Origin of the sequence: Pseudomonas sp. OA65, assembly GCF_017498305.1 — a bacterium.
Taxonomy (GTDB): Bacteria; Pseudomonadota; Gammaproteobacteria; order Pseudomonadales; family Pseudomonadaceae; genus Aquipseudomonas; species Aquipseudomonas zanjanensis.
The window spans coordinates 49,146-71,828 of sequence record NZ_JAGDEZ010000030.1; the positions used below are offsets into that span (position 1 = coordinate 49,146).

25 protein-coding genes are annotated in these 22,683 nt (G+C 61.1%); 13 read left to right on the plus strand and 12 right to left on the minus strand.

The genetic code is table 11. From position 1 onward, the window contains the following. Positions 1-7: 7 nt before the first annotated feature. The 4 genes from prmC to J3361_RS21700 all read left to right on the plus strand — a co-directional run bounded on the left by prmC (position 8) and on the right by J3361_RS21700 (position 3,004). Positions 8-838 (plus strand): peptide chain release factor N(5)-glutamine methyltransferase, encoded by an 831-nt coding sequence (prmC, locus tag J3361_RS21685; RefSeq protein ID WP_207966252.1) that lies wholly within the window; start codon positions 8-10, stop codon positions 836-838. After that, positions 832-1,587: a molybdopterin-synthase adenylyltransferase MoeB gene (locus J3361_RS21690; RefSeq protein ID WP_207966253.1), complete on the plus strand. Its 756-nt coding sequence runs from the start codon at positions 832-834 to the stop codon at positions 1,585-1,587. The genes prmC and J3361_RS21690 overlap by 7 nt, the downstream gene beginning before the upstream one ends. Further along, a complete protein-coding gene (gene murI / locus J3361_RS21695) occupies positions 1,580-2,371 on the plus strand; it encodes a glutamate racemase (RefSeq protein ID WP_207966254.1) in 792 nt (263 codons plus the stop codon). Before J3361_RS21690 ends, murI begins: the two co-directional genes overlap by 8 nt. A gap of 114 nt (positions 2,372-2,485) precedes the next feature. After that, entirely contained in the window at positions 2,486-3,004 is a 519-nt protein-coding gene (locus J3361_RS21700; RefSeq protein WP_053125191.1) for an acyloxyacyl hydrolase, read from the plus strand. Between the two features lie 193 nt (positions 3,005-3,197). Here the strand turns inward: J3361_RS21700 and J3361_RS21705 are convergent, their stop codons facing one another. The 6 genes from J3361_RS21705 to J3361_RS21730 all read right to left on the minus strand — a co-directional run bounded on the left by J3361_RS21705 (position 3,198) and on the right by J3361_RS21730 (position 8,959). Beyond that, entirely contained in the window at positions 3,198-3,503 is a 306-nt protein-coding gene (locus J3361_RS21705) for a YkgJ family cysteine cluster protein (protein WP_207966255.1), read from the minus strand. 27 nt (positions 3,504-3,530) lie between these two features. Then, positions 3,531-4,304 carry an SDR family oxidoreductase gene (locus tag J3361_RS21710; RefSeq protein ID WP_207966256.1) on the minus strand — a complete coding sequence of 258 codons (774 nt, stop codon included), beginning with the start codon at positions 4,302-4,304 and terminating at the stop codon, positions 3,531-3,533. Between the two features lie 121 nt (positions 4,305-4,425). After that, on the minus strand, positions 4,426-5,877 hold the full coding sequence (gene phrB, locus J3361_RS21715; protein WP_207966257.1) for a deoxyribodipyrimidine photo-lyase: 1,452 nt from the start codon (positions 5,875-5,877) through the stop codon (positions 4,426-4,428). Positions 5,878-5,889: 12 nt separating this feature from the next. Continuing rightward, entirely contained in the window at positions 5,890-6,834 is a 945-nt protein-coding gene (locus J3361_RS21720) for a MerR family transcriptional regulator (RefSeq protein WP_207966258.1), read from the minus strand. After that, a complete protein-coding gene (locus J3361_RS21725) occupies positions 6,834-7,796 on the minus strand; it encodes a DUF523 and DUF1722 domain-containing protein (RefSeq protein ID WP_207966259.1) in 963 nt (320 codons plus the stop codon). Before J3361_RS21725 ends, J3361_RS21720 begins: the two co-directional genes overlap by 1 nt. A 176-nt stretch (positions 7,797-7,972) precedes the next feature. Further along, complete coding sequence (locus J3361_RS21730) at positions 7,973-8,959, minus strand: NAD(P)/FAD-dependent oxidoreductase (RefSeq protein WP_207966260.1); 987 nt, start codon at positions 8,957-8,959, stop codon at positions 7,973-7,975. A 196-nt stretch (positions 8,960-9,155) separates the two neighbouring features. On the opposite strand from J3361_RS21730, the gene J3361_RS21735 reads away from it, so the two are divergent. Both J3361_RS21735 and hemH read left to right on the plus strand, forming a co-directional pair. After that, positions 9,156-10,055 carry a TIGR01777 family oxidoreductase gene (locus tag J3361_RS21735; protein WP_207966261.1) on the plus strand — a complete coding sequence of 300 codons (900 nt, stop codon included), beginning with the start codon at positions 9,156-9,158 and terminating at the stop codon, positions 10,053-10,055. Between the two features lie 13 nt (positions 10,056-10,068). Further along, the gene (hemH, locus tag J3361_RS21740; RefSeq protein ID WP_207966262.1) at positions 10,069-11,094 is read left to right on the plus strand and encodes a ferrochelatase; all 1,026 of its coding nucleotides are present in this window, start codon (positions 10,069-10,071) and stop codon (positions 11,092-11,094) included. A 129-nt stretch (positions 11,095-11,223) separates the two neighbouring features. Here the strand turns inward: hemH and J3361_RS21745 are convergent, their stop codons facing one another. Both J3361_RS21745 and upp read right to left on the minus strand, forming a co-directional pair. Beyond that, positions 11,224-12,498, minus strand: a complete 1,275-nt coding sequence (locus tag J3361_RS21745; RefSeq protein ID WP_207966263.1) for a uracil-xanthine permease family protein — start codon at positions 12,496-12,498, stop codon at positions 11,224-11,226. Between the two features lie 2 nt (positions 12,499-12,500). Continuing rightward, positions 12,501-13,139 carry a uracil phosphoribosyltransferase gene (gene upp, locus J3361_RS21750; protein WP_003185330.1) on the minus strand — a complete coding sequence of 213 codons (639 nt, stop codon included), beginning with the start codon at positions 13,137-13,139 and terminating at the stop codon, positions 12,501-12,503. Between the two features lie 165 nt (positions 13,140-13,304). On the opposite strand from upp, the gene J3361_RS21755 reads away from it, so the two are divergent. After that, entirely contained in the window at positions 13,305-13,862 is a 558-nt protein-coding gene (locus tag J3361_RS21755; protein WP_053125250.1) for a hypoxanthine-guanine phosphoribosyltransferase, read from the plus strand. 3 nt (positions 13,863-13,865) lie between these two features. After that, the gene (locus tag J3361_RS21760) at positions 13,866-14,339 is read left to right on the plus strand and encodes a WbuC family cupin fold metalloprotein (RefSeq protein ID WP_207966264.1); all 474 of its coding nucleotides are present in this window, start codon (positions 13,866-13,868) and stop codon (positions 14,337-14,339) included. A gap of 151 nt (positions 14,340-14,490) precedes the next feature. Here J3361_RS21760 and dauA read toward each other — a convergent pair whose 3' ends face one another. Continuing rightward, the gene (dauA, locus tag J3361_RS21765) at positions 14,491-16,230 is read right to left on the minus strand and encodes a C4-dicarboxylic acid transporter DauA (RefSeq protein WP_207966265.1); all 1,740 of its coding nucleotides are present in this window, start codon (positions 16,228-16,230) and stop codon (positions 14,491-14,493) included. A gap of 265 nt (positions 16,231-16,495) precedes the next feature. Between dauA and J3361_RS21770 the strand changes: the two genes are divergently transcribed. From J3361_RS21770 to J3361_RS21780, 3 genes are all read left to right on the plus strand, one after another. Then, a complete protein-coding gene (locus J3361_RS21770; RefSeq protein ID WP_207966266.1) occupies positions 16,496-16,981 on the plus strand; it encodes a hypothetical protein in 486 nt (161 codons plus the stop codon). Positions 16,982-17,042: 61 nt separating this feature from the next. Beyond that, positions 17,043-17,330, plus strand: coding sequence for a PA4642 family protein (locus tag J3361_RS21775; protein WP_053125168.1), 288 nt, complete (start codon positions 17,043-17,045; stop codon positions 17,328-17,330). A gap of 188 nt (positions 17,331-17,518) precedes the next feature. After that, positions 17,519-17,977, plus strand: coding sequence for a hypothetical protein (locus tag J3361_RS21780; protein ID WP_207966267.1), 459 nt, complete (start codon positions 17,519-17,521; stop codon positions 17,975-17,977). Between the two features lie 63 nt (positions 17,978-18,040). On the opposite strand, the gene mqo is transcribed toward J3361_RS21780, so the two are convergent. Beyond that, the gene (gene mqo / locus J3361_RS21785; RefSeq protein WP_207966268.1) at positions 18,041-19,546 is read right to left on the minus strand and encodes a malate dehydrogenase (quinone); all 1,506 of its coding nucleotides are present in this window, start codon (positions 19,544-19,546) and stop codon (positions 18,041-18,043) included. A gap of 739 nt (positions 19,547-20,285) precedes the next feature. Further along, the gene (locus J3361_RS21790) at positions 20,286-20,519 is read right to left on the minus strand and encodes a hypothetical protein (RefSeq protein WP_207966269.1); all 234 of its coding nucleotides are present in this window, start codon (positions 20,517-20,519) and stop codon (positions 20,286-20,288) included. Positions 20,520-20,725: 206 nt separating this feature from the next. Between J3361_RS21790 and J3361_RS21795 the strand changes: the two genes are divergently transcribed. Continuing rightward, positions 20,726-21,310 (plus strand): YajG family lipoprotein, encoded by a 585-nt coding sequence (locus tag J3361_RS21795; protein WP_207966270.1) that lies wholly within the window; start codon positions 20,726-20,728, stop codon positions 21,308-21,310. Positions 21,311-21,479: 169 nt separating this feature from the next. On the opposite strand, the gene J3361_RS21800 is transcribed toward J3361_RS21795, so the two are convergent. Next, entirely contained in the window at positions 21,480-21,686 is a 207-nt protein-coding gene (locus J3361_RS21800; RefSeq protein ID WP_014340170.1) for a hypothetical protein, read from the minus strand. A gap of 337 nt (positions 21,687-22,023) precedes the next feature. Here J3361_RS21800 and J3361_RS21805 point away from each other — a divergent pair, with 337 nt between their 5' ends. Next, positions 22,024-22,305, plus strand: coding sequence for a hypothetical protein (locus J3361_RS21805; RefSeq protein ID WP_207966272.1), 282 nt, complete (start codon positions 22,024-22,026; stop codon positions 22,303-22,305). The last annotated feature ends 378 nt before the right edge of the window (positions 22,306-22,683 follow it).

A 22,683-nucleotide genomic window follows, 5' to 3' on the forward strand; every position in this document is an offset into this window, starting at 1 on the left:
TGAATAAATGACCATCATCGCCAGTCTGTTACGCGCCGCCGAGCTGCCGGATTCGCCCACGCCACGGTTGGACGCCGAGTTGTTGCTGGCCGCAGCCCTGGGCAAGTCCCGCAGCTTCCTGCACACCTGGCCCGAGCGGATCGTGCCCAGCGAGGCGGCACTGCTGTTCTCCGAATACCTGCGGCGGCGGCGTTCCGGCGAGCCGGTGGCCTACATTCTCGGGCAACAAGGCTTCTGGAAACTCGATCTGGAAGTCGCACCCCATACGCTGATCCCGCGTCCGGATACCGAGCTGCTGGTGGAAACCGCACTGGCCTTGTTGCCGGCGACGCCGGCCCGGGTCCTGGACCTGGGCACCGGCAGTGGCGCGATTGCCCTGGCGTTGGCCAGCGAGCGCCCGGCCTGGAGCGTCACGGCGGTCGACCGAGTGCTGGAGGCCGTGGCCCTGGCCGAGCGCAATCGCCAGCGCCTGGACCTGCGCAACGTCACGGTACTGAGCAGCCACTGGTTCAGTGCCCTGGAAGACGAACGTTTCCAGTTGATCATTAGCAACCCGCCGTACATCGCGGCCAGCGATCCGCACCTGGTCGAGGGCGACGTGCGTTTCGAGCCGGCCAGCGCCTTGGTGGCCGGGCCGGACGGGCTCGATGACCTGCGCCAGATCGTGGCCCAGGCCCCGGCGCACCTCGAGCCGGGTGGCTGGTTGATGCTCGAGCACGGCTACGACCAGGCCGAGGCGGTGCGCGGTTTGTTGAGCGCCCAAGGCTTCACGCAAGTCCACAGCCGCAAGGACCTCGGCGCTCATGAACGCATCAGCTTGGGGTGCCTGCCGTGCTGAATGATCAGGAGCTGTTGCGCTACAGCCGGCAGATTCTGTTGCAGCACGTCGACATCGACGGCCAGTTGTGTCTCAAGCAAAGCCGGGTGCTGATCATCGGGCTCGGCGGGCTCGGCGCCCCGGTGGCGTTGTACCTGGCCGCTGCTGGCGTGGGCGAGATGCACCTGGCGGATTTCGACAGCGTCGACCTGACCAACCTGCAACGCCAGATCATCCACGACACCGACAGCGTCGGCCTGAGCAAGATCGATTCGGCCATGCGGCGGCTGGGGGCGATCAATCCCGAGGTTCGGCTGGTGCCTCATCGAGCGGCCATGGACGAAGACAGCCTGGCCGCGGCGGTCGGGGCGGTGGATGTGGTGCTCGACTGCTCGGACAACTTCTCGACCCGCGAAGCGGTGAACGCGGCCTGTGTCGCAGCGGGTAAGCCACTGGTCAGCGGCGCGGCGATTCGCCTGGAAGGGCAATTGTCGGTGTTCGACCCGCGCCGCCCTGAAAGCCCTTGTTATCACTGCCTCTACGGTCACGGCAGCGAAGCCGAACTGACCTGTAGCGAAGCCGGTGTGATCGGGCCGCTGGTGGGGTTGGTGGGCAGTCTGCAAGCCCTTGAAGCCTTGAAGTTGCTGGTCGGTTTCGGTGAGCCGCTGGTGGGGCGCCTGCTGTTGATCGATGCCTTGGGGACGCGATTCCGTGAACTGCGGGTCAAGCGTGACCCGGGGTGCAGCGTCTGCGGTGAGCCACATGAGTGAAGCGCCGGTCGGTGTGCTCGACTCGGGTGTCGGCGGGCTGTCGGTGCTGGGGGAGATCCGTCGACTGCTGCCCAATGAATCGCTGTTGTATGTGGCTGACTGTGGGCATATTCCCTACGGCGAAAAAACTCCGGAATACATCCGACAACGCTGCGCGATCATTGCCGACTTTCTACTGGGCCAGGGCGCCAAGGCGTTGGTCGTTGCCTGCAACACTGCAACGGTGGCTGCCGTTGCCGATCTGCGCCGTGATTTTCCCCATTGGCCCATCGTTGGCATGGAGCCGGCGGTCAAGCCTGCGGCCGCTGCGACCCGCAGCGGTATCGTCGGCGTGTTGGCCACCACCGGCACTTTGCAGAGCGCCAAATTCGCCGCGTTGCTCGACCGTTTCGCCACCGATGTGCGGGTCATCACGCAGCCGTGTCCGGGTCTGGTGGAACTGATCGAAACGGGTGACCTGCAGAGCCCGGCCTTGTATCAGTTGCTACAACAGTACGTCGAGCCTCTGCTGGCGGCCGGCTGCGATACGCTGATCCTGGGGTGCACGCATTATCCATTCCTCAAGCCGTTGCTCGCGCGGATGGTGCCTGAGCACATCAGTCTCATCGACACGGGTGCCGCGGTGGCCCGGCAACTTCAGCGCCTGTTGATTGAGCGTGGGCTGTTGGCTGAAGGACCGGCCAGCGAAACGCACTTCTGGACGAGTGCAGATCCGGCACATCTAAGAAAAATCCTACCAACGCTATGGCATTCGTCTGGCGTTGTGGGAAGCTTCGATCTGTAAAAAAAACGTGAAAATTATGTAATTTCTGCTGAACTTCTGTTTTAGCGCGGATTTCTATAGCTTTGTGTGTTTGTAACAAAATCTACTAAGTCTGTTCGGAAAAGGATGTTTCTAATGAAGCGCTTATTCTGCTTTGCCGCGTTTGCGGCTGCGTTGATGGGGCACACTTACACTGCGCAGGCAGCGGGTGTGGAATTTGGGGTTGGCCAGACCAGTGACTCGACCATGACCTATCGCCTGGGCATGCAATTCGACTGGGACAAGAGTTGGCTGCAAAGTGATGTCGGTCGCCTGACGGGCTACTGGAGCGGCGCCTATACCTATTGGGACGGGGACGAAGCATCCAGCAACCACAGCCTGTCGTTCTCGCCCGTGTTCGTGTATGAATTTTCCGGCCAGAACGTGAAGCCTTACATTGAGGCGGGTATCGGCGTGGCGTTGTTCGCCAATACCCAAGTGGAAGACAACAAGCTTGGCACGGCCTTTCAGTTCGAAGATCGCATCGGGTTCGGCCTGCGCTTCAATGGCGGACATGAAGTGGGCATTCGCGCCACTCACTACTCCAACGCGGGTATCAAGTCGACCAACGATGGTGTGGAAAGCTACGCGCTGCACTACACGATGCCGTTGTAAAGCTCGAACCCTTGGCAATGTTGCTCACTTAAGGGTTGTTTGATTCATTGTGGCGAGGGAGCTTGCTCCCGCTGGCTGCGCAGCAGCCTGTTTTATGAGCGCTTCGCACTCAAGCGGGAGCTAGCTCCCTCGCCACAGGTTTATCATCCTGCTGAGTGAATAGCGCTGCATGCCCTCAAAAGCCGAGCATCTTCTACCGATACGCCGTGGCAATGCCTTGGCGTTCTTCCAGGCATTCCGGTGCACCCATTTCAAACTCGCGGCAGATCAGTGGGCGCTTTTCGTAGATGGTGCACATCATGCTGTCGCGATCCAGTGCTGCGCACCACCCGTCGTCAAGCCGCAGCATCACTTCCCCGCCCCAATCGTCCGTGTCGATAAATCGCTCCGGGACTCCGGTGTCGGTGATCAGCATCACTTCCAGTTGGCAGCAGCACGCCGCGCACGTCGAGCACGTGACGGCCGGTGTCGGGACTTCATGGAGGGGGATGGTTTTCATGGCGCGCAGTGTAAGGCAATCGGCGGCTCAGGGGCGTCCCTTGATCGGATAGCCGTTTTTTGCCAAGCCCGCGTCGATGTCGGCCAGTAGGGTTTCGGTGCAGGAAGGCAAGGGCCAGAGCGCGGTCATGGACGCGATGGGGAGCGCAACTTCCCGGGGGCGGTCGACCAATTGATTCAGCACATGCCGCGCCGCTTCTTCCGGCGACCAGTGAGTCGGGGCTGGGAAACAATCGTCGGTCCCCGGCGATGGGCCATCGAAGCCAGGGTGTACCAAGGTCACGTCGATACCTGCGCCGGACAGTGCTGTGCGAGCCGATTCGAACAGATGACGCATTCCGTTTCCCCCCGCTTCGATTTGCGAAGGCGGCACGTAAGTCGCCGGGCTGGCAATACCCACCAGATGAGGTTCGATCCCGGCGCGCAACAAGGGCATCGCCACTTCGATGCAGAAGCTGGCGGCCAGCAGGTTGCTGCGCACGATATGCTCGATCAATGTGTGATCGGCGGGCTGTCCGTCAACGTACTCAGCGGTACCTGCATTGAGGATCACCTGATCCAGCGCGCCCCAATGTCGAGTGATGTGTTCGCCGATCTCGCGCACGGTCTGGCTGTCGGTCAAATTGCCGGGCGCTATCAGCACCTGTCCTGGATAACGTATCGAAAGGGTTTCGCACGATCGGGCCGAGCGCGAACTGACGGCCAGGCAGGCACCTGTCTCGAGTAGCGCTTCAGCCAGCGAAGCGCCGATTCCGTTGCCAGCCCCGGTAAGCCAATAGCGCCGTGGCGGTCGTAGACCCATTTCATACTCCTTTCGCTTGCGCAGGGCTTTGATACACCGCTTCAGTGGAGCTCCTGCGTTTAGTAAGACTATATGTCAGCGGATAAATAATGCACCCCGAAGGCTGGCAATTTCATGTTCGCTAATCGCCCATCCCTCCAAGGGCTGCGTCCTGTCGCGTCGGCAGGTTTCTGAACGCTGCCAGCGCACGTGCCCGGGATTGGGCCAGATCAACAATCGGTGCCGGGTAGTTTGTATTGTCAAACAATTCGCCCTGCGCATTAGGGTGGTGGACACTTTGTTTATCGAGATCGTTCAACTCAGGTAACCAGCGCTTGATGAATAGCCCGTCGCGGTCGAATTTTTCCGACTGGCTCAACGGATTGAAGATGCGAAACCAGGGCGCCGAATCGGTGCCGGTGGAGGCGCTCCACTGCCAGCCGCCATTGTTGGCGGCCAAGTCGCCGTCGATCAGGTGCTGCATGAAAAAGCGCTCGCCTTCGCGCCAATCGATCAACAGGTTCTTGGTCAAAAACATGGCCACGACCATCCGTAAACGGTTGTGCATCCAGCCGGTCTCCAACAATTGGCGCATGGCCGCATCGATGATCGGCAGGCCGGTGCGTGCCTGTTTCCAGGCCTCAAGTTCCGCCGGGGCCTTGCGCCACGCCAGGGCCTCGGTTTCCGGACGGAACGCGCGATGACGCGACACGCGTGGATAACCCACGAGAATGTGTTTGTAGAATTCGCGCCAGAGCAATTCATTGATCCAGGTCAAAACTCCGGCATTTCCACTCTCAAATTCTCCCTGGTTGGCTTGTAGCGCGGCATGCAGGCACTGACGCGGCGACACCACCCCGGCCACCAGGTAGGCCGAGAGTTGGCTGGTGCCGGGCCGGGCCGGGAAGTCCCGTTGGTGCTGGTAATCGTCGAGGTGCTGGTCGACAAAGCTGTCCAGGCGCCGTCGGGCTTCGGTTTCACCCGCGGGCCAGAGGTCGCGCAATGCTTCACTGGGCGGGGCGAATCCATCGACTTGCGTCGGCACCGGGTCGCGGGCAATGCCGGTGGGGGCCTGCCGCGGCGGTGTGGCGACCAGGCTCGGCAATGAGAAGTGCAGACGGTTGTAGCAGACCTTGCGGAACTGACTGAACACCTGGAAATAATTGCCGGTCTTGGTCAGCACGCTGCCGGGCTTGAACAGCAGTTGGTCGAGATGACTGTGAAACTCAATGCCCTGATCATTCAATGCGCGGGCGACCTCGGTGTCGCGTCGCGTTTCATTCACGCCGTACTCTTCATTGACATGCACGGCGTCGACGTTCAGTTCGCGACATAGCGTGAGCAATACCTGTGGCGCCTGGTGCCAATGCGCTGCCTCGCGGATCAAGAGTGGGACGTTCAATTCATCCAGGGCCGCGCTCAACGCGCCGAGGTTGCGCAGCCAGAAATCGATCTTGCACGGGGCGTCGTCATGGGCACGCCATTGCTCGGGGCTGGTCAGGTACACCGCCACACAAGGCCCTTGGGCTGCGGTGGCCGCCAGGGCGGTGTTGTCGCGCAGGCGCAAGTCGCTGCGCAGCCAGATCAATCGCATGCTGTTCTTCATCTAAAGGAGTTCTCGGCGACTCAGTTCGCGGTGAGCCGATAGCGGGTCTTCGGCCCAGGACACCTCGATCATCGAGACGCCTGTGGATAGCCGGGCGTGGTGGATCGACGCGGCTGGGCCGGCAATGATGATTGGGCAATCAATTGCGCCCAATAGCTTGGGCAGTTGGGACAGGTTGAGGGCGTGACTGGAATACAACAGGACGCCACGGGCCTTGAGACGTTCGACCGCCAGGGCCAGCTCGCCCGCCGGGAGCGGGCTGTCGAGCACTTCCACTGGGCAGTCGGCGCTGCTGGCCAGCCAGGCGGTGAGCCACAGGTGCGGCTCCAGGGGCAAGTCCGAATGATTGACTAGCAACAAGGGCGCGCCGCGCAGTTGGCGGTTGTTGTGATAGATCCGGCTGCCGAACTTGCTACGCAGCCACGAGTACAGGAAAACCCGTTCCAACTGCGCACCGAACTGGCCTTGCCAGCGCAGGTGCAGGTCGGCCAGCAGTGGCAGGAGCAATTGTTCGCACACGGTCCAGGGCGGATACAGCGCCATCGCCTGGTTGACCAGGTCGTCGATCTGGCGCTCGGCCAGTTGCGTCACCGCCAGCACCAGGGCGTGGCGCTGACGCTGCCAGTCGTTCTCCGCCGGCTGCGTGGTTTCGGTCGGCGGTGGTGTATCCAGCAACGGTTTGATCTTGCTCACCGCAACGCCACGATCGATCCATGTGAGGATGTTCCGGATCCGTTGTACATGCTCGGCATTGAACAGTCGGTGTCCCTTGGGAGTGCGGTGCGGCACGATCAGGCCGTACCGGCGTTCCCAGGCCCTCAGCGTGATGGCGTTGACACCGGTCTGCCGGGCGACTTCGCGGATGGGCAGCCAGCCTTGGGCCAAGGCCTGGGCAAAATCGGCCCCCAAGTCTTCGCGGGCGCTGGCGTCGGGGTCGTTCTTCATTAGATAGCGTTTCTCAAACTGAGGTTTTCCGGGTGCGGTTGCAGGTAGACCTGCTGCGCCAAGTAAGGATCGGGATGCTGGCGCAGGTGATGCTTGAGCAACGTCAGCGGCACCACCAAGGGCACGATGCCGAGGCGATATTGCCCGATGAGGTGCTGCACCTCCTGTTTGTCCTCTGCGTCGATGTCGCGCTTGAGGTACCCGCTCAGGTGTTGCAGCACATTGGTGTGGGTGCGGCGGGTGGCGCACTTCTTCAAGGCGGCCATCAATGCGCTGAAGTAGCGTGGGCCTAGCTCATTGGCGTCGGCCTTGCCCATGGTGCCCAGCAGTTTGCCCAGGGCCTTGTACTGCTCCGGGTTGTGCGCCATGAGCAGGTATTTGTAGCGCGCGTGAAATTCGATCAGGTCGCGACGGGTCAGGCCCTGGCGGCGCAAGGATTGCCAGGCGGCATAGGCAAACACCCGGGTCAGGAAGTTTTCCCGTAGCACCGGGTCGTTGAGGCGACCGTCTTCCTCCACCGGCAGGTCGGGATGGCGTTCGCAAAAGGCCTGGGCATAGATGCCGCGCCCGCCGCCGTCCTGGGTCACGCCGTTGTAGTCATAGACCTTGACCCGCTCCAGTCCGCAGGAGGGCGATTTCTGCATGAAGATGTAGCCGCAGATGTCCTCCAGCTCACCCGCCATCTGCTGCCCATAGTCAGCCAGTGGCCGGGTCACGTTGAGGTCGCGATTCACCGTGCCGAGCGCCTCGGGGTGTTCGGGGTCGCCCACCAGGCGGATCGGTTCCCGGGGAATGCCCAGGCCGATAGCGACTTCAGGGCACACCGACACGAAATCGAAATAATCGACGAGGGTGCGGCTGCACAATGGCGATTGCTTGTGTCCGCCATTGAAGCGAACTTCAGCTCCCATCAGGCAGGCGCTGATGGCGATTCTGGGTTTGGCGATGGCTGCGTTGGACATGGATGGCCTCTGATAGCTAAATCTTGTACAGTTTTTTTCTTCTGTACAATATTTTCATCATAGGTCCGAATGTCTGCAAGTCAACCGGATTTTATTCAAGGGGGTGGCGCAATGGGTGTTGCAGGCAGGCTGCTGTCTTGTTCGACAGCAGCGGATGATGAGCGCTAACGCGCGATCTACTGCAGGCTGGCATGCAGGCGACGTGCTGCCTCCTGGCCGCTGAGCCAGGCGCCTTCGACCCGGCCGGACAGGCACCAGTCGCCGCACACATACAGGCCCAGGTCGGCATCGGCCAGGGCGCCCCATTCATGGCTGCCGGCGGGACGGGCGTAAAGCCAGCGATGGGCCACGCTGAAACTCGGGGCGGGCATCGCGCTGTGCAGCAGCTCAGCGAACGCGCCGTGCAGGTGTTCGATCACCGCTTCCTTGGACAGGTCGATGTGCTGCCGGCTCCAGTCGCTGGTGGCGTGCAGGACCCAAGTGTCGAGCTTGCTGTCGCGTCCCGGTTTGCTGCGGTTACGTGCCAACCAGTCCAGCGGACTGTCCTGTACGAAGCAGCCCTCCATGGGCGTATCCAGCGGTGCTTCGAAAGCCAGCGCCACGGCCCAGGTCGGGTCCATCTTCACGCCGGCGGCCACTGCGGCCAGCTTCGGTACGGCCGCCAGCAATGCGGTGGCCTGGGGGGCGGGGGTGGCGATCACGACATGGCCGAAGGGGCCGTGGGTGAAACCTTCCGCGTCCTGCAGATGCCAATGCTCCTGGCCGCGGTAGACCTCGGTGATCCGGCAGGAAAACTGCACTTGCAGCTTGTCGAGCAAGGCGCGGGTGATGGCGCTCATGCGCGGGGTGCCGACCCAACGGGTCTGCTCGTCCGGCGATGGGCTCAATTGTCCATTCTGGAAGTTGTAGAGCTGCGGGTTCCATTCCGCGGCCCAGCCGTTGGCTTGCCAGCGCTGGACCTCCGTGACAAAGCGGCGGTCGCGGGCCGTGAAGTATTGCGCGCCCATGTCCAGCGCGCCGGCATCGCTGCGCTTGCTCGACATGCGTCCGCCACTGCCGTGGCTTTTATCGAAGAGTTGAACGACATGCCCGGCCTCCGTCAGGGCCTGGGCGGCTGAAAGTCCGGCGATGCCGGTGCCGATGATTGCGATAGGTACAGTCATGAGGGCCTCGTTTACCTTTCTGTACAGACTACGCCGTCGTTTAAACCTGTACAATTCGGGTTTTTGGTATAAGTTTTACCGTTCGCGTTTGGATAGGTTGTCCTATTGTTAAACACAGACCCTGTCCGATACGAAAAATCCCTACCTATAAAAATAGACTAATGGGCCGGGTAAAACGCGATGCGAGGAACATCTCATGCACATATTGCTGACCGGCGGTACTGGTTTGATCGGACGTCAGCTCTGCCGCCTCTGGTTGCAGCAGGGGCATCGCTTGACGGTATGGAGTCGTCGATCCGAAGAAGTGGCGAAAATCTGCGGGACATCGGTGCGGGGCGTCGCCAGGCTCGACGAAATTGACGAGCCGGTGGATGCGGTGGTCAACCTCGCGGGAGCGCCGATTGCCGACCGTCCCTGGAGCCACAAACGCAAGATGTTGTTGTGGAGCAGCCGCATCACGTTGACGGAAGTTTTGCTGGCCTGGCTGGAGCGTTGCGAGCAGAGACCGCAGGTGTTGATTTCCGGTTCCGCGGTGGGCTGGTACGGCGACGGTGGTGAGCGTGAGTTGACCGAGGAGTCGGGGCCGGTGAGCGAAGATTTCGCCAGCCAGTTGTGCATCGCCTGGGAAGAAACCGCGCAGCGGGCCGAGGCCTTGGGCCTGCGCGTGGTGCTGGTGCGTACCGGCCTGGTCCTGTCTGCCGAGGGCGGCTTTTTGTCGCGGCTGCTGCTGCCGTTCAAACTGGCGCTGGGCGGGCGTATCGGCAATGGTCGGCAGTGGATGCCATGGGTTCACATTGACGATCAAATCGCCCTGATTGATTTTCTTCTGCACCGCACCGATGCCAGCGGTCCTTATAATGCGTGCGCGCCGAACCCGGTGCGCAACCGCGATTTTGCCAAGGCCCTGGGGCGCGTCTTGCATCGGCCGGCCGTGGTGCCGATGCCAGAGCTTGCGCTGAAGGTCACGCTGGGGGAATTGTCCTTGCTGTTGCTCGGCGGCCAGCGCGCCACGCCGGCCCGATTGCAGGCGGCGGGTTTCACATTCCGGTTCACTGATTTGCCTGCGGCCCTGGAAGACTTGTCCAGCCGCCTTTGAAATAGGACGTTGCATGACCGATCACGCGTTGCTTCTGGTGAATCTGGGTTCGCCTGCCTCCACCTCGGTGGCCGATGTGCGCCGCTACCTCAATCAATTCCTGATGGATCCGTATGTCATCGACCTGCCATGGCCGGTGCGGCGCTTGCTGGTATCGCTGATCCTGGTCAAGCGTCCCGAGCAGTCAGCCCATGCCTACGCCTCGATCTGGTGGGAGGAGGGTTCGCCGCTGGTGGTGCTCAGTCGCCGGCTGCAGCAAATCATGACCGCGCAGTGGACCCAGGGCCCGGTGGAACTGGCGATGCGTTATGGCGAGCCGTCCATTGAATCGACGCTGGTGCGGCTGGCGAGCCAGGGTCACAAGAAGATCACGTTGGCGCCGTTGTACCCGCAGTTCGCCGACAGCACCGTGACCACGGTGATCGAGGAGGCCAAGCGGGTCGTGCGGGAAAAGAAACTCGATGTGCAGTTTTCGATCCTCCAGCCGTTCTACGATCAGCCGGAATACCTCGACGCCCTGGTGGCCAGCGCCAAGCCGTACCTGATGCAGGCGCACGATCATCTGTTGTTGAGTTTCCACGGTCTGCCGGAACGGCACCTGACCAAGCTCGACCCGACGGGGTTTCATTGCTTCAAGGATGCCGATTGTTGCAAGAACGCACCGCCGGAGGTCATGGCGACCTGTTACCGCGCGCAATGCATCCGTACGGCCGAACTGTTCGCCCAACGCATGGGGCTGGCGGACGGCAAATGGTCGGTGTCGTTCCAGTCGCGGTTGGGGCGGGCCAAGTGGATCGAGCCCTACACCGAGGCGCGCTTGGAGGAGCTGGCTAAAAGCGGCGTGAAGAAGGTGTTGGTGATGTGCCCGGCGTTCGTCGCCGACTGCATCGAAACCTTGGAGGAAATCGGTGATCGCGGTCGTGAGCAGTTCCGCGAGGCGGGGGGAGAAGAGTTGGTGTTGGTGCCTTGTCTCAATGATGAGCCGCAGTGGGCGAAGGCGTTGAGTACCCTCTGCGAACGGGCACCCTTGGCTTTGTAATACAAAACCTGTGGCGAGGGAGCTTGCTCCCGCTGGGTTGCGCAGCAACCCCAAATTTTGCGAGCGCTCCGCACTGGTGCGCCAGCCCGGTCGAGCGGGAGCAAGCTCCCTCGCCACATTAGGTACTGGTTACAGCAAAGGCTCATCCACCTTCTTCTGCTTCCAACCGTCATTACCCGGCAGCAGCAGATTCAGCGCGATCGCCACCACCGCGCACAGCGCGATGCCTTTGAGGCCGAAATCGTCCGGGCCGGTGCCGGTGCCCACCAGCACGCCGCCGATGCCGAACACCAGCGTCACCGAAACGATCACCAGGTTGCGCGCCTCGCCCAGGTCGATCTTGTGGCGGATCAGCGTGTTCATGCCCACCGCTGCAATCGAACCGAACAACAGGCACAGGATCCCGCCCATCACCGGCACCGGGATGCTCTGCAGCAGCGCGCCGAACTTGCCGATGAACGCCAGGCTGATGGCAAAGATCGCCGCCCAGGTCATGATCTTCGGATTGTAGTTCTTGGTCAGCATCACCGCGCCGGTCACTTCGGCGTAGGTGGTATTGGGCGGGCCGCCGAACAGGCCGGCGGCGGTGGTGGCAATGCCGTCACCCAGCAGCGTGCGATGCAGGCCGGGTTTTTTCAGGTAGTCGCGGCCGGTCACACTGCCTACCGCAATCACACCGCCGATGTGCTCGATGGCCGGTGCCAGGGCAACCGGTACGATGAACAGGATCGCCTGCCAGTTGAACTCCGGCGCGGTGAACGCAGGCAGGGCGAACCATGGCGCGGCGGCGATTTTCGCGGTGTCCACGACGCCGAAGAAAAACGCCATGGCAAAGCCCACCAGCACCCCGGAAATGATCGGCACCAGGCGGAAAATGCCTTTGCCGAACACCGCCACGATCAGCGTGGTGAGCAGGGCCGGCATCGAAATCAGCATCGCGGTCTGATATTGAATCAGCTCGGTGCCGTCGCCGGCCTTGCCCATCGCCATGTTGGCGGCAATCGGCGCCATGGCCAGGCCGATGGAAATGATCACCGGGCCAATCACCACCGGCGGCAGCAGCCGATCGATGAACCCGGTGCCCTTGATCTTCACCGCCAGGCCCAGGAAGGTGTAGACGAAACCCGCCGCCATCACGCCGCCCATGGTCGCGGCCAGGCCGAACTGGCCCTTGGCGAGGATGATCGGGGTGATGAAGGCAAAGCTCGAGGCCAGGAACACCGGCACCTGGCGTCCGGTGACGACCTGGAACAAGATCGTTCCCAGGCCGGCGGTGAACAGCGCCACGTTAGGGTCCAGCCCGGTGATCAGCGGCATCAATACCAGCGCGCCGAAGGCGACGAACAGCATCTGGGCACCGGACAGGATCTGGCGCCAGAGCGGATCGTTGAACTCGTCTTGCATGCTCAAGCGTCCTTCTGCTTGGTGCCGAAGATCTTGTCGCCGGCATCGCCCAGGCCCGGGATGATGTAGCCATGTTCGTTGAGTTTCTGGTCGATGGACGCGGTGTAGATGGTCACATCCGGGTGGGCGTCCTGCACGGCCTTGATGCCTTCGGGAGCGGCGACCAGGACCATGGCGCGGATGTCTCGGCAACCGGCCTTTTTCAACAGGTCGATAGTGGCGACCATGGAGCTGCCGGTGGCGAGCATCGGGTCGATGATCATTGCCAGGCGCTCGTCGATTTCCGGTACCAGTTTTTCCAAGTAGGTGTGCGCTTGCAGGGTCTGCTCGTTGCGAGCCACGCCCACGGCACTGACCTTGGCCCCTGGGATCAGGCTCAGGACGCCTTCGAGCATGCCGATGCCGGCGCGCAGGATCGGCACCACGGTGATTTTCTTGCCGGCGATTTTCTCGACCTGGACCGTACCGGCCCAGCCGTCGATTTCATAGGACTCCAGTGGCAGGTCCTTGGTGGCTTCGTAGGTGAGCAGGGCTCCGACTTCCTGGGCCAGTTCACGGAAGTTCTTCGTGCTGATATCGGCGCGGCGCATCAGGCCGAGTTTGTGTCTGATCAGCGGGTGGCGGATCTCGAGGATGGGCATGGGGAAGGCTCCGGCGGCGGGCAAAAAAACCGGCCTAGATTAATCTATCCGAGGGTGTTGTCCTATAGACAATACAGAACGTTAGTCCACAAACGCTTGATCTGGCCGGGCGGGATGCGTACCTTTGCCGGCTTTTCCGAACCCTGCCACCCCTTGGAGAGCGCCATGTCCGCTGATCTCGAGCATATCCGTCAAATCATGCGAGAGGCTGACTGCCTGTACACCGAAGCCGAAGTCGAAGCGGCCATCGCCCGTGTCGGTGCGCAAATCAACGAACAACTGGCCGATGCCAATCCGGTGGTGTTCTGCGTGATGAACGGCGGGCTGATTTTCTCCGGCAAGCTGCTGACCTATCTGAACTTCCCCTTGGAAGCGTCCTACCTGCACGCGACGCGTTATCGCAACGAAACCAGTGGCGGCGACCTGTTTTGGAAAGCCAAGCCGGAAGTCTCGTTCATCGACCGCGACGTGCTGATCATCGATGACATCCTCGACGAAGGTCACACCCTGGGCGCGATCATCGACTTCTGCAAACACGCCGGCGCCCGTGCCGTGCACACTGCTGTGCTGATCGACAAGGACCATGACCGCAAGGCGCGGCCGGACTTGAAAGCTGATTTTGTCGGTCTGCCGTGCATCGACCGCTACATCTTCGGCTACGGCATGGACTACAAAGGTTACTGGCGCAACGCCAATGGCATTTTCGCCGTCAAGGGGATGTAATCGATGACTCGGCCAAGTTTTCTGGAACAAGTGTTGTTCGATGAATTGGCCGAGAAAGCCGCGGCCAGTCCTCGCGGACGACAGCACCATAACTTCCATGAAATGGATGAGCCATGCCACCGCATGGCGGTTGGCTTGCAGCCCTCCACCTACATTCCGCCGCACCGCCACTTGAGCGCCGACAAGGCGGAAACCTTGCTGGTGCTCAAGGGCCGATTGGGGGTGTTGATCTTCGACGAAACCGGAGCGGTGGTGGACAAGCGCATCCTTCAGGCCGGTGGCGATTGCCTCGGCGTCGACCTGCCGGCTGGCGTGTATCACGGCTTGGTGGTGCTGGAAGCCGACAGCCTGATGTTCGAATGCAAGGCCGGCCCTTACCGGCCGGTGGGCGAGGGGGAACTGGCCCATTGGGCGCCCCGCGAAGGCGAGCCTGGCGTAGCGCAATACCACGCCTGGATGCGCGCGCAGTTCGCCTAGCACCTGTGGCCTGAGAGCTTTTGTGGCGAGGGAGCTTGCTCCCGCTTGGGTGCGGAGCACCCACCTGCAATTGCACAACTCCACCCCAAGGGGCTGCTACGCAGCCCAGCGGGAGCAAGCTCCCTCGCCACAAAGGCTCCCTTGCTACAGATCAGGCCAGCCTTGCTTGAGTCGCGCTACCGGCTAGCCATTTTTCGCTCTTGACCCGCGCCTGCTCCAAGGTCTGCACATACGCCAACTGACGTTGTTCGCGATGAATGCCGGCGCGGCGCAGTTTCAGGCGCACCCTGGGCGCAGTCGCCACCAGGATCAGGCCGATACCCTGCTTGCGATAGTCCCTCAGGATATTTTCCAGCGCGGCCAGGGCGGTCATGTCCAGCATCGGTACGGCGCTCATATCCACGATCACCACCCGAACGCCCGGGTCGAACCGACGCAGCACATCCAAGGCCTTTTCCGCCGCGCCGAAGAACAGCGGCCCGCGAATCCCGTAGCAACGTACATGCTCGGGCATGTCCAGCAGGGCCTGGTGGAAGTGGCGCGGCAGCTCGGCGCTGTCGGTCAATTCGCTCATGCGCTTGATGAACAGCCCGGCGGCCAGCAGCAGGCCGACGGCGACGGCCAGGACCATATCGAACAGCACCGTCAGGCCCAGGCAGGTCAGCAGCACCAGCACGTCGCTGCGCGGGGCGATGCGCAGGGTGTGCAGCACATGCCCGGCTTCGCTCATGTTCCAGGCGACCATCACCAGCAGCGCGGCCAATGCGGCCATGGGCAAGTAACTGAACAGCGGCGCCAGCAGCACAATTGCCACCAGCACCACGAGGCTGTGGATGATCGCGGCCAGCGGTGAAGAGGCGCCGCTGCGCACATTGGTGGCGCTGCGGGCAATCGCGGCGGTGGCGGTGATGCCACCGAACAGCGGCGCCACCAGGTTGCCCAGGCCCTGGCCTATCAGCTCGGCGTTGGGGTCGTGCTTGCTGCCGGTCATGCCGTCCGCCACCACCGCGCACAACAGTGACTCGATGGCGCCGAGCATGGCGATGGCAAAGGCGGGCGCCAGCAATTGGCGGATCAGGTCATAGGACAGGATCAACGGATGGCCCTGGCCGTCCGGCAAGTTCCAGGGCCAGTCGAAGCTTGGCAAGAAGGGCGGGATGCCTGGGTGGGCGATGCCATCGACGACGTAGCTGAAGCGTTCGCCCAGCGTCGCGATCGGCCAGCCGCCGCTTTCCATTGCCAGCCCAAGCAGCGTGCCCACCAACAGGGCCACCAGATGCCCGGGCACCCGTGGCACCCAGCGCGGCCAGGCTATCAGCACTGCCAGGCACACGGCGCCGATGACCCCATCGCCGAGACGGGCACCGGGCAGCGCCACGATCAATTCGCCCAGTTGTTCAATGTAATGTTTGGCTTGGCCTGCGGTGGTCAGCCCCAGCAGGTCCTTGAGTTGCAAGGTGGCAATGACCACGCCAATGCCCGCGGTGAAACCGAGGATGACCGGGTAGGGAATGTATTGGATCAAACGGCCGGCGCGCATCAGGCCCAGGGCGATCAGGATCAGGCCGGCGAGCATGGTGCACAACAACAGGCCACCGAGGCCGTATTGCTGGGTGATGGGCAGCAGGATCACCACGAACGCCGCGGTCGGCCCACTCACGTTGAAGCGCGAGCCGCCGGTGAGGGCGATCAGCGGTGCGGCCACCAACACCGTGTACAGGCCTTGCTGCGGCGGTACGCCGACGGCAATCGCCAGGGCCATGGCCAACGGGATGGCGATAATGCCGACGGTCAGCCCGGCCACCAGATCGCCGCGCAGGCGTTCGAGGGTGTAGCCGGCCCGCCAGGTTTGGCGCCAGGCGGCGAACAGCGGTGGGGCGGAAAAAGACATGAATACTCCTCGCAAGGGGGGGCTGGCACTGGCCCCGTGGCGAGGGAGCTTGCTCCCGCTCGAGTGCGTAGCGCTCGCAATATTCTGGGGCGGCTGCGCCGCCCAGCGGGAGCAAGCTCCCTCGCCACAACGGCATACACCGGTAGACCGGGGCTGATGGCTCTTTGAGTATGCCGTGCTCGTTGCGCGGATGTATTGATCTGGATCGTTATTTTTGCCGCTCGGGCTCATGCTAGAGTGCCCGGCCAAGACCCTGGAGCTTGTCATGCGTGTATCGATCCGCCGTTGCGCCACTTCGCTGTTGATCGCCAGCCTGCCCCTGACGGCCGTGGCGGCGCCGATGCACAGCCAGTTCCTGCCGCCGGATGACCTGATGGTGCGCCAGGAACAACCTGAACAGCAGCAGTTGCTGCAAGTGACCGAATATTCGGTGGTGCTGGGTAACCAGCGCCAGTCCAACCAGCAACCGATTCCGGTCACTTCGCCCCTGCTGGTCCGTCTCAAGGGCAAGCCCCTGAACAAAGGGGCGACCATCAGTCAGGTGATGCTCAACTTCGACGGCGAAAGCAAAAGCCTGAAGAAGCCGGTCTTCGACGAGACGAGCAAGACTCTGACGCTGTCTTATCCACAGGCCCAGTACCAGGTGATCATCGATCTGCTGCGCAACGACACGGTGTACGTGCAGTTCCTCACGTACGCCAACGGCCATATCTGGGCCGACTTGCATACCGGCGCCGAACGCCCGCGTTGAGCCCCGAGGCCCGCCGGGGGTAAACTGCCCGCCCCGTGAATTGTGCGAGTTGGAGCCGGCAATGCGTAAAGACAAGAAACAAGTGATTGGCGACGAAATTGGCGATGAGCAGATCAAGCTGTTCCTCAATTTCGAACCGGTCGATGCCACTTCGCCGTCGTTGCACAAATTGATCAAGGCCTACCGTGGCTTGCGGGTCGACGATTTCGAGCGCTTCCTGACGTTCTTCGTCGAGGCTGGCCATGACCTCAACGGCAAGGATGAGCATGGCAACGATTTCGTTGCGTTGATCAAGGATCAGCGTAATGCCGAGGAATATATCGAATTGATCAACAAGGCGCGTGGCTGAATTAATGTCTATCAACGCTCTTCGGAGCGTTGAATATTCAGCTTGAACGCAACTAGCTTCTTCTTTTTACATCGCTCTGAAAGGTTATGTCACCATTCGGGCTGTTCTGTTTTATTTGAAATTCCATTACTTTTGCGCTCGAAGCCAAGTGGCTTTTACGTCATTGTCTTAATGGAGTTGTATGTATCATGGAAGATCAAAAAAAGTATATCACCGGCGTGCTGTTGTCCTTGGCGGCGTGTCTGGCAAGTTCCGCTTCCTACGCGCGGGATGAAGTTGTCAATGTCGAAATTCACAATGCCACGGTAGACGATATTATTCCTGGTAGCGGCTTTAGCTGGACTGATTATTGGGCCAGTTCGGGCCACAACTTTTGGATAAGTCCGGGCGAGAGCCAGGAGCTAACGTATTACCTGCCTCAGTCACGCTCCAAGGAAGAGGCTTTTAGCTACACGCAAGACAGTCGCATCTGCCATTTCAGCTTTGGGCATGTCGCACGAACACCGGTCAGTGAAGGGGCAATGCCTTATCGTCGTTGGGTCAATGCGGAGCCGACGGATTATTGTGTCGCTCAATTGATTGATGTAGAAGATGAAGACGACTATGTTCGCAACGGTGGAACCCGCATCAAATTCACCATGAAATAACACTGCGGAAAATAAAAAGCCTCCCGTTTTGCACGGGAGGCTTTTTACATTAACGGCAAGGTATCAGGCGTAACTGTGCGCCTTGCTGTCTTCAACCAACTCCAGCGCAATGTTGTTCTGCGCATTGATCTTGCGATACAGCGCCGCGTCGGTTTCCAGTACTTTTTCCCGGGCCGGGAAAATCTCCGAGAGCTTGGCAGCCCACTCGCCCTTGGCCTTGTCCGGGAAGCAGCGCTCGATCAGTTCCAGCATGATCGACACGGTCACCGAAGCACCCGGCGATGCACCGAGTAGCGCGGCGAGGCTGCCGTCCTTGGCCGCCACCAGTTCGGTGCCGAACTGCAAGACACCACCTTTCTTCGGGTCTTTCTTGATGATCTGTACCCGTTGGCCGGCCACTTCCAGGCGCCAGTCTTCGGCTTTCGCCTCGGGGTAGAACCGACGCAGGGATTCCAGGCGCTGCTCCATGGACTGCATCACTTCGCTGATCAGGTACTTGGTCAGGTCCATGTTGTCCCGGGCCACGGCCAGCATCGGGCCGATGTTGCCGGCGCGTACCGACAGCGGCAGGTCCATGATCGAGCCGTGCTTGAGGAACTTGGTGGTGAAACCGGCGTATGGCCCGAACAGCAGGGATTTCTTGCCATCGACCACACGGGTGTCCAGATGCGGCACCGACATCGGCGGCGAGCCCACGGCGGCCTGGCTGTAGACCTTGGCCTGGTGGTGCTTGACCACGTCCGGGTTGTCGCAACGCAGCCACTGGCCGCTGACCGGGAAGCCGCCGAAGCCCTTGCTTTCCTCGATGCCCGAGGCTTGCAGCAATGGCAAGGCCGCGCCGCCAGCACCGAGAAAGACGAACTTGGCGTCGACGTCGCGAGTGCTGCCGGAATTGACGTCCTTGATGCTCACGGTCCAGCCGCTGCCGTTGCGCTTGAGGCCGGTGACGCGCTTGCAGTATTTGACCTGGGTATCCGGGGCGCTGGTCAGGTGTTTGAGCAACTGGTTGGTCAGCGCGCCGAAGTTGACGTCGGTACCGTTCATGACGCGGGTGGCGGCGATGACTTCATCGTCTGGCCGGCCAGGCATCATCAACGGCATCCACTCGGCCATCTTGGCCTTGTCTTCGGTGTATTCCATGTCGTCGAAGGCGTGATGCTGGTGCATCAGCTCGAAGCGCTTCTTCAGGAACGATACGCCTTTCTCGCCTTGCACGAAGCTCAGGTGTGGCACCGGAGCGATGAAAGACTTGGAGGAGCCGAACGTGCCTTTTTTGGTCAGGTACGTCCAGAACTGCTTCGATACCTCGAACTGGGTGTTGATGTGCACGGCTTTCTTGATGTCGACAGTGCCGTCGGCCGCTTGGGGCGTGTAGTTGAGCTCACACAGCCCGGCGTGGCCGGTACCGGCGTTGTTCCACGGGTTGGAACTCTCCGCGGCACCGGAATCCATCAGCTCGACGACTTCCAGCGAGATCGCGGGGTCGAGCTCCTTGAGCAGCACGGCCAGGGTGGCACTCATGATGCCGGCCCCTACCAGAACTACATCGACTGCTTCGTTATGCGCCATTTAACGCGTCTCCAAAATCTGCAGCACCAAATTGTCGGCATAGCGGCCAGGAGTGGCGGGGCAGGTCAGTTGCGCCCCAGTGATCCATGGCCAGGATCGCCATGTCCGAATCTTCGCAATTTTTCGCACCTACCGCGGATGCATGCAGCCTGGCCTCAAGAGTCACATGAACTCATTTAAGCGCCGGGCGGGCAATTCGACTTATGGCCGAGACATCCGTTCGTGCAACCAAATCCGTAGCGGACAGGCTTCAGGCGCCGGTTCTTGAACGATATCCGGTCCTGTGTCGTTGGGCTGTTCCAGACGCTAATGGTGCTTGTTCAGACGCAAAACTCTTCATTTGCTCGCCACACTCTCGTGAAGTTGTGAAAACCCGTTTTTTCACGCTCTTTTGAAGACGTGAACCTCAAAAAAGGGCTGTCCCAGCCTGGCACCGCGCCCGGTTTGGTTGCCCCCATGGAGTACATGACAGGCAAAACGGGCAGACAGCTCAGTGACCGAGCGTAATGACAGCTCTGCAGATTCGCGAAAAGTGGTGATTTGCCTGAGAGGAACAGCAAGCGCGCCAGCTTCACTCGATCTGTGTGGGCGGCTCTCTGTGGGCGGTGCGGGGTGCCAATACCAGCGCATCAGCGGTGTTGCGCGGCCCGATCAGGAGACGTCCTTATAATCGGGGGGAGATTGTATCGAAGAAACGCAGGGAAATGGTCGTGTTTAATGACTTTTATTAGCCGTCCGGTCAGATGGTCAACAGTTGCCGGTTGCGTGCGCGGGCACGAAGCGGTTGCACGCGGGCGCTGGCGGGCAGTGGCTGGTGCAACCAGTTGAGACGGATCTCATCGATTTCCACCCAGCCTTCGCCCATGGGTTGCAGACTGCACTGCTTGAACGCCTGGCAACGGCCGTTGCGATCGAGCAGGGCGAAGCTGCGGTGATGAGGGCGCGGGGTGAACAGCGAAATGAGCAAGCGCATGGGCGGATACCGAGTCAGGGAGCTTGGGAGCAATCCTGACAGCGGGCCATGACATGCCGGTGTAAGGACCGTGACAATGGGGTGACAGGAACCGGCAATCACGGCCCGTGTCAGACATTTCAGTATTCATCGTATGACGCTAGTTCACGGCGATGGCGCACCGCTATACTGCCGGCCTGTTTGTGCCCGATTCTGGAGAGAAGAGCATGTTGCAACGCCTGTTGTTCGGTTTGATCGCTGTGACCAGTCTGACCCTTGTCGGCTGCGCCCACAGCCCGCAACAACTTAACCCGGAGCCCAAGCTCAATGCCCAACTGGCGCCTATAGGTCGTGGCCAGCCGGTGGTGGTGCGGGTTGTGGACGGTCGTCCGTCGCCGACGCTCGGCACTCGCGGCGGGCTGTATCCGGAAACCAGCGTAATCACGGTGCAGGGCGCGCAGATCCTGCCCAAGCTGCAGGCCCAGGCTGAAGCCGCGGTGCGTTTGTTGGGCTTCACGCCGACAGCCAACGCCTTGAATGCGCCGCAACTGACCGTGACCCTGGCCGAGCTGAAGTATCAGTCGCCCAAGGAAGGCATGTACGTGACCGAAGCCACCATCGGCGCGACCTTCCGCTCCGACGTGCAGAACGCCAACCGCCGCTACAGCGGTCGTTACGGCGCATCTCTGGACCAGCGCTTCGGCATGGCGCCGAACCAGGACACCAACACCAAGCTGGTCAGCGACGTGTTGAGCGATGCCCTGACCCGGCTGTTCAAGGACCCGACCATTGGCCAGGTGTTGGCTGAGTAAGGTTTCGGCGGAATGACTCCTGGGCTGCAATGGCCCAGGGGGCGATGAGACTTTTGAAAGCAAGACCTGTGGGAGCAAGGCTTGCCCGCGATAGCGATCTGTCCTTCACAGCATTGTCGAAGGTGCTGCCCTCATCGCGGGCAAGCCTTGCTCCCACAGAGTGAAACCGTCATGCAGCCTCTGAGTACAGTTCCAGCACGCTGATCCCGGTCAGCAGGTCGGTCTCCGGCAGGTCGGCATGTTGATGGCCGCCGAGGGCGCAATACACCAGCCAATGACGGTCCTGCACATTGAAGGACAGGCTGTCGACGAGGTTCTGTTGTTCGTCGCTCGGGCTGATGAGATAGAGGCGATCCTGGTTTTCGGCGTGCAGCATGACGGGTTCCGTGCAGGTTTGAAGGGCGACAGAGTGGCCTAATCAGATGACGAAACGGTGACGAGGGAAATTAATCCAACGCCTGCCGATCCTGTAATGACCAGGTCAGCCCAACAAAACACACAAGGTCCGAACGCCTGGCGCCAATCCTGTGGCGAGGGAGCAAGCTCCCTCGCCACAATGACTCACACAAGCCTTCAATGAACAGTATTACAGTGCCGCGATGGGATCGTTACTGGTCGGAAAAAACGGCGCAGGGCGGCAGGCTTTCGGTAGAATCCGCGCCCTGTTCGTAGGCCACGGGCGTGTCCCGTCCGTTTTTCCCTTGAGGTTCGTGATGTCGTCGCATCTGTTTTCGCTGTTCGCCGCCCACCCCGCCAAACTGATCAACCTGCTCGCGTTGCTGTTTGCCTGCCCGGGCGGCTGGGTGCTGCATGCGACGCGTCGCCGTGAACAAAAGGCGCGGGCCTGCCTTGAAGCGCGCAATCGCGATGGCAACGAACGATTTGAAGCGCTGCTGGATCTGGCCACTCAGCGGATGAACCGGTTTTTCTACCGGTTCGGCTTTGGTTGCCTGGCGCTGGCGTTGCTGGTTTCGTGGATCAGCACGCAGTTCTGAAGCAGTAGCCTTGCAAGGCAATCGAGGATCGCTTTGTAAAAGTGTTTGCAGGGCAAATGAGGATTGCCTGGCAAAAGTGCTGGCAGGGTAAATGAGATTGCCTGGCAAAAGTGCTGGCAGGGTAAATGAGATTGCCTGGCAAAAGTGCTTTTGTGGCGAGGGAGCTTGCTCCCGCTGGGCTGCAAAGCAGCCCCTCTCGAACGCTCAACCCTAGCTCCAAGGCTGTGTTGCGATTGCTGCGCAATCGAGCGGGAGCAAGCTCCCTCGCCACAGAAGCCACAGAAGCCACAGAAGCCACAGAAGCCACAGAAGCCACAGAAGCCACAGAAGCCACAGAAGCCACAGAAGCCACAGAAGCCCGATCTCTCATACACATCT

Coding starts and splice junctions, on each gene's coding strand:
- J3361_RS21760 (WP_207966264.1), top strand. CDS start 13,866: ATGACTCGGCCAAGTTTTCTGGAACAAGTGTTGTTCGATGAATTGGCC.
- J3361_RS21705 (WP_207966255.1), bottom strand. CDS start 3,503: ATGAAAACCATCCCCCTCCATGAAGTCCCGACACCGGCCGTCACGTGC.
- J3361_RS21710 (WP_207966256.1), bottom strand. CDS start 4,304: ATGGGTCTACGACCGCCACGGCGCTATTGGCTTACCGGGGCTGGCAAC.
- J3361_RS21780 (WP_207966267.1), top strand. CDS start 17,519: ATGGAAGATCAAAAAAAGTATATCACCGGCGTGCTGTTGTCCTTGGCG.
- J3361_RS21770 (WP_207966266.1), top strand. CDS start 16,496: ATGCGTGTATCGATCCGCCGTTGCGCCACTTCGCTGTTGATCGCCAGC.
- mqo (WP_207966268.1), bottom strand. CDS start 19,546: ATGGCGCATAACGAAGCAGTCGATGTAGTTCTGGTAGGGGCCGGCATC.
- upp (WP_003185330.1), bottom strand. CDS start 13,139: ATGCCCATCCTCGAGATCCGCCACCCGCTGATCAGACACAAACTCGGC.
- hemH (WP_207966262.1), top strand. CDS start 10,069: ATGACCGATCACGCGTTGCTTCTGGTGAATCTGGGTTCGCCTGCCTCC.
- murI (WP_207966254.1), top strand. CDS start 1,580: ATGAGTGAAGCGCCGGTCGGTGTGCTCGACTCGGGTGTCGGCGGGCTG.
- J3361_RS21800 (WP_014340170.1), bottom strand. CDS start 21,686: ATGCTGCACGCCGAAAACCAGGATCGCCTCTATCTCATCAGCCCGAGC.
- J3361_RS21745 (WP_207966263.1), bottom strand. CDS start 12,498: ATGCAAGACGAGTTCAACGATCCGCTCTGGCGCCAGATCCTGTCCGGT.
- J3361_RS21775 (WP_053125168.1), top strand. CDS start 17,043: ATGCGTAAAGACAAGAAACAAGTGATTGGCGACGAAATTGGCGATGAG.
- J3361_RS21790 (WP_207966269.1), bottom strand. CDS start 20,519: ATGCGCTTGCTCATTTCGCTGTTCACCCCGCGCCCTCATCACCGCAGC.
- prmC (WP_207966252.1), top strand. CDS start 8: ATGACCATCATCGCCAGTCTGTTACGCGCCGCCGAGCTGCCGGATTCG.
- J3361_RS21720 (WP_207966258.1), bottom strand. CDS start 6,834: ATGAAGAACGACCCCGACGCCAGCGCCCGCGAAGACTTGGGGGCCGAT.
- J3361_RS21700 (WP_053125191.1), top strand. CDS start 2,486: ATGAAGCGCTTATTCTGCTTTGCCGCGTTTGCGGCTGCGTTGATGGGG.
- J3361_RS21730 (WP_207966260.1), bottom strand. CDS start 8,959: ATGACTGTACCTATCGCAATCATCGGCACCGGCATCGCCGGACTTTCA.
- J3361_RS21805 (WP_207966272.1), top strand. CDS start 22,024: ATGTCGTCGCATCTGTTTTCGCTGTTCGCCGCCCACCCCGCCAAACTG.
- J3361_RS21735 (WP_207966261.1), top strand. CDS start 9,156: ATGCACATATTGCTGACCGGCGGTACTGGTTTGATCGGACGTCAGCTC.
- J3361_RS21755 (WP_053125250.1), top strand. CDS start 13,305: ATGTCCGCTGATCTCGAGCATATCCGTCAAATCATGCGAGAGGCTGAC.
- J3361_RS21795 (WP_207966270.1), top strand. CDS start 20,726: ATGTTGCAACGCCTGTTGTTCGGTTTGATCGCTGTGACCAGTCTGACC.
- dauA (WP_207966265.1), bottom strand. CDS start 16,230: ATGTCTTTTTCCGCCCCACCGCTGTTCGCCGCCTGGCGCCAAACCTGG.
- phrB (WP_207966257.1), bottom strand. CDS start 5,877: ATGCGATTGATCTGGCTGCGCAGCGACTTGCGCCTGCGCGACAACACC.
- J3361_RS21725 (WP_207966259.1), bottom strand. CDS start 7,796: ATGTCCAACGCAGCCATCGCCAAACCCAGAATCGCCATCAGCGCCTGC.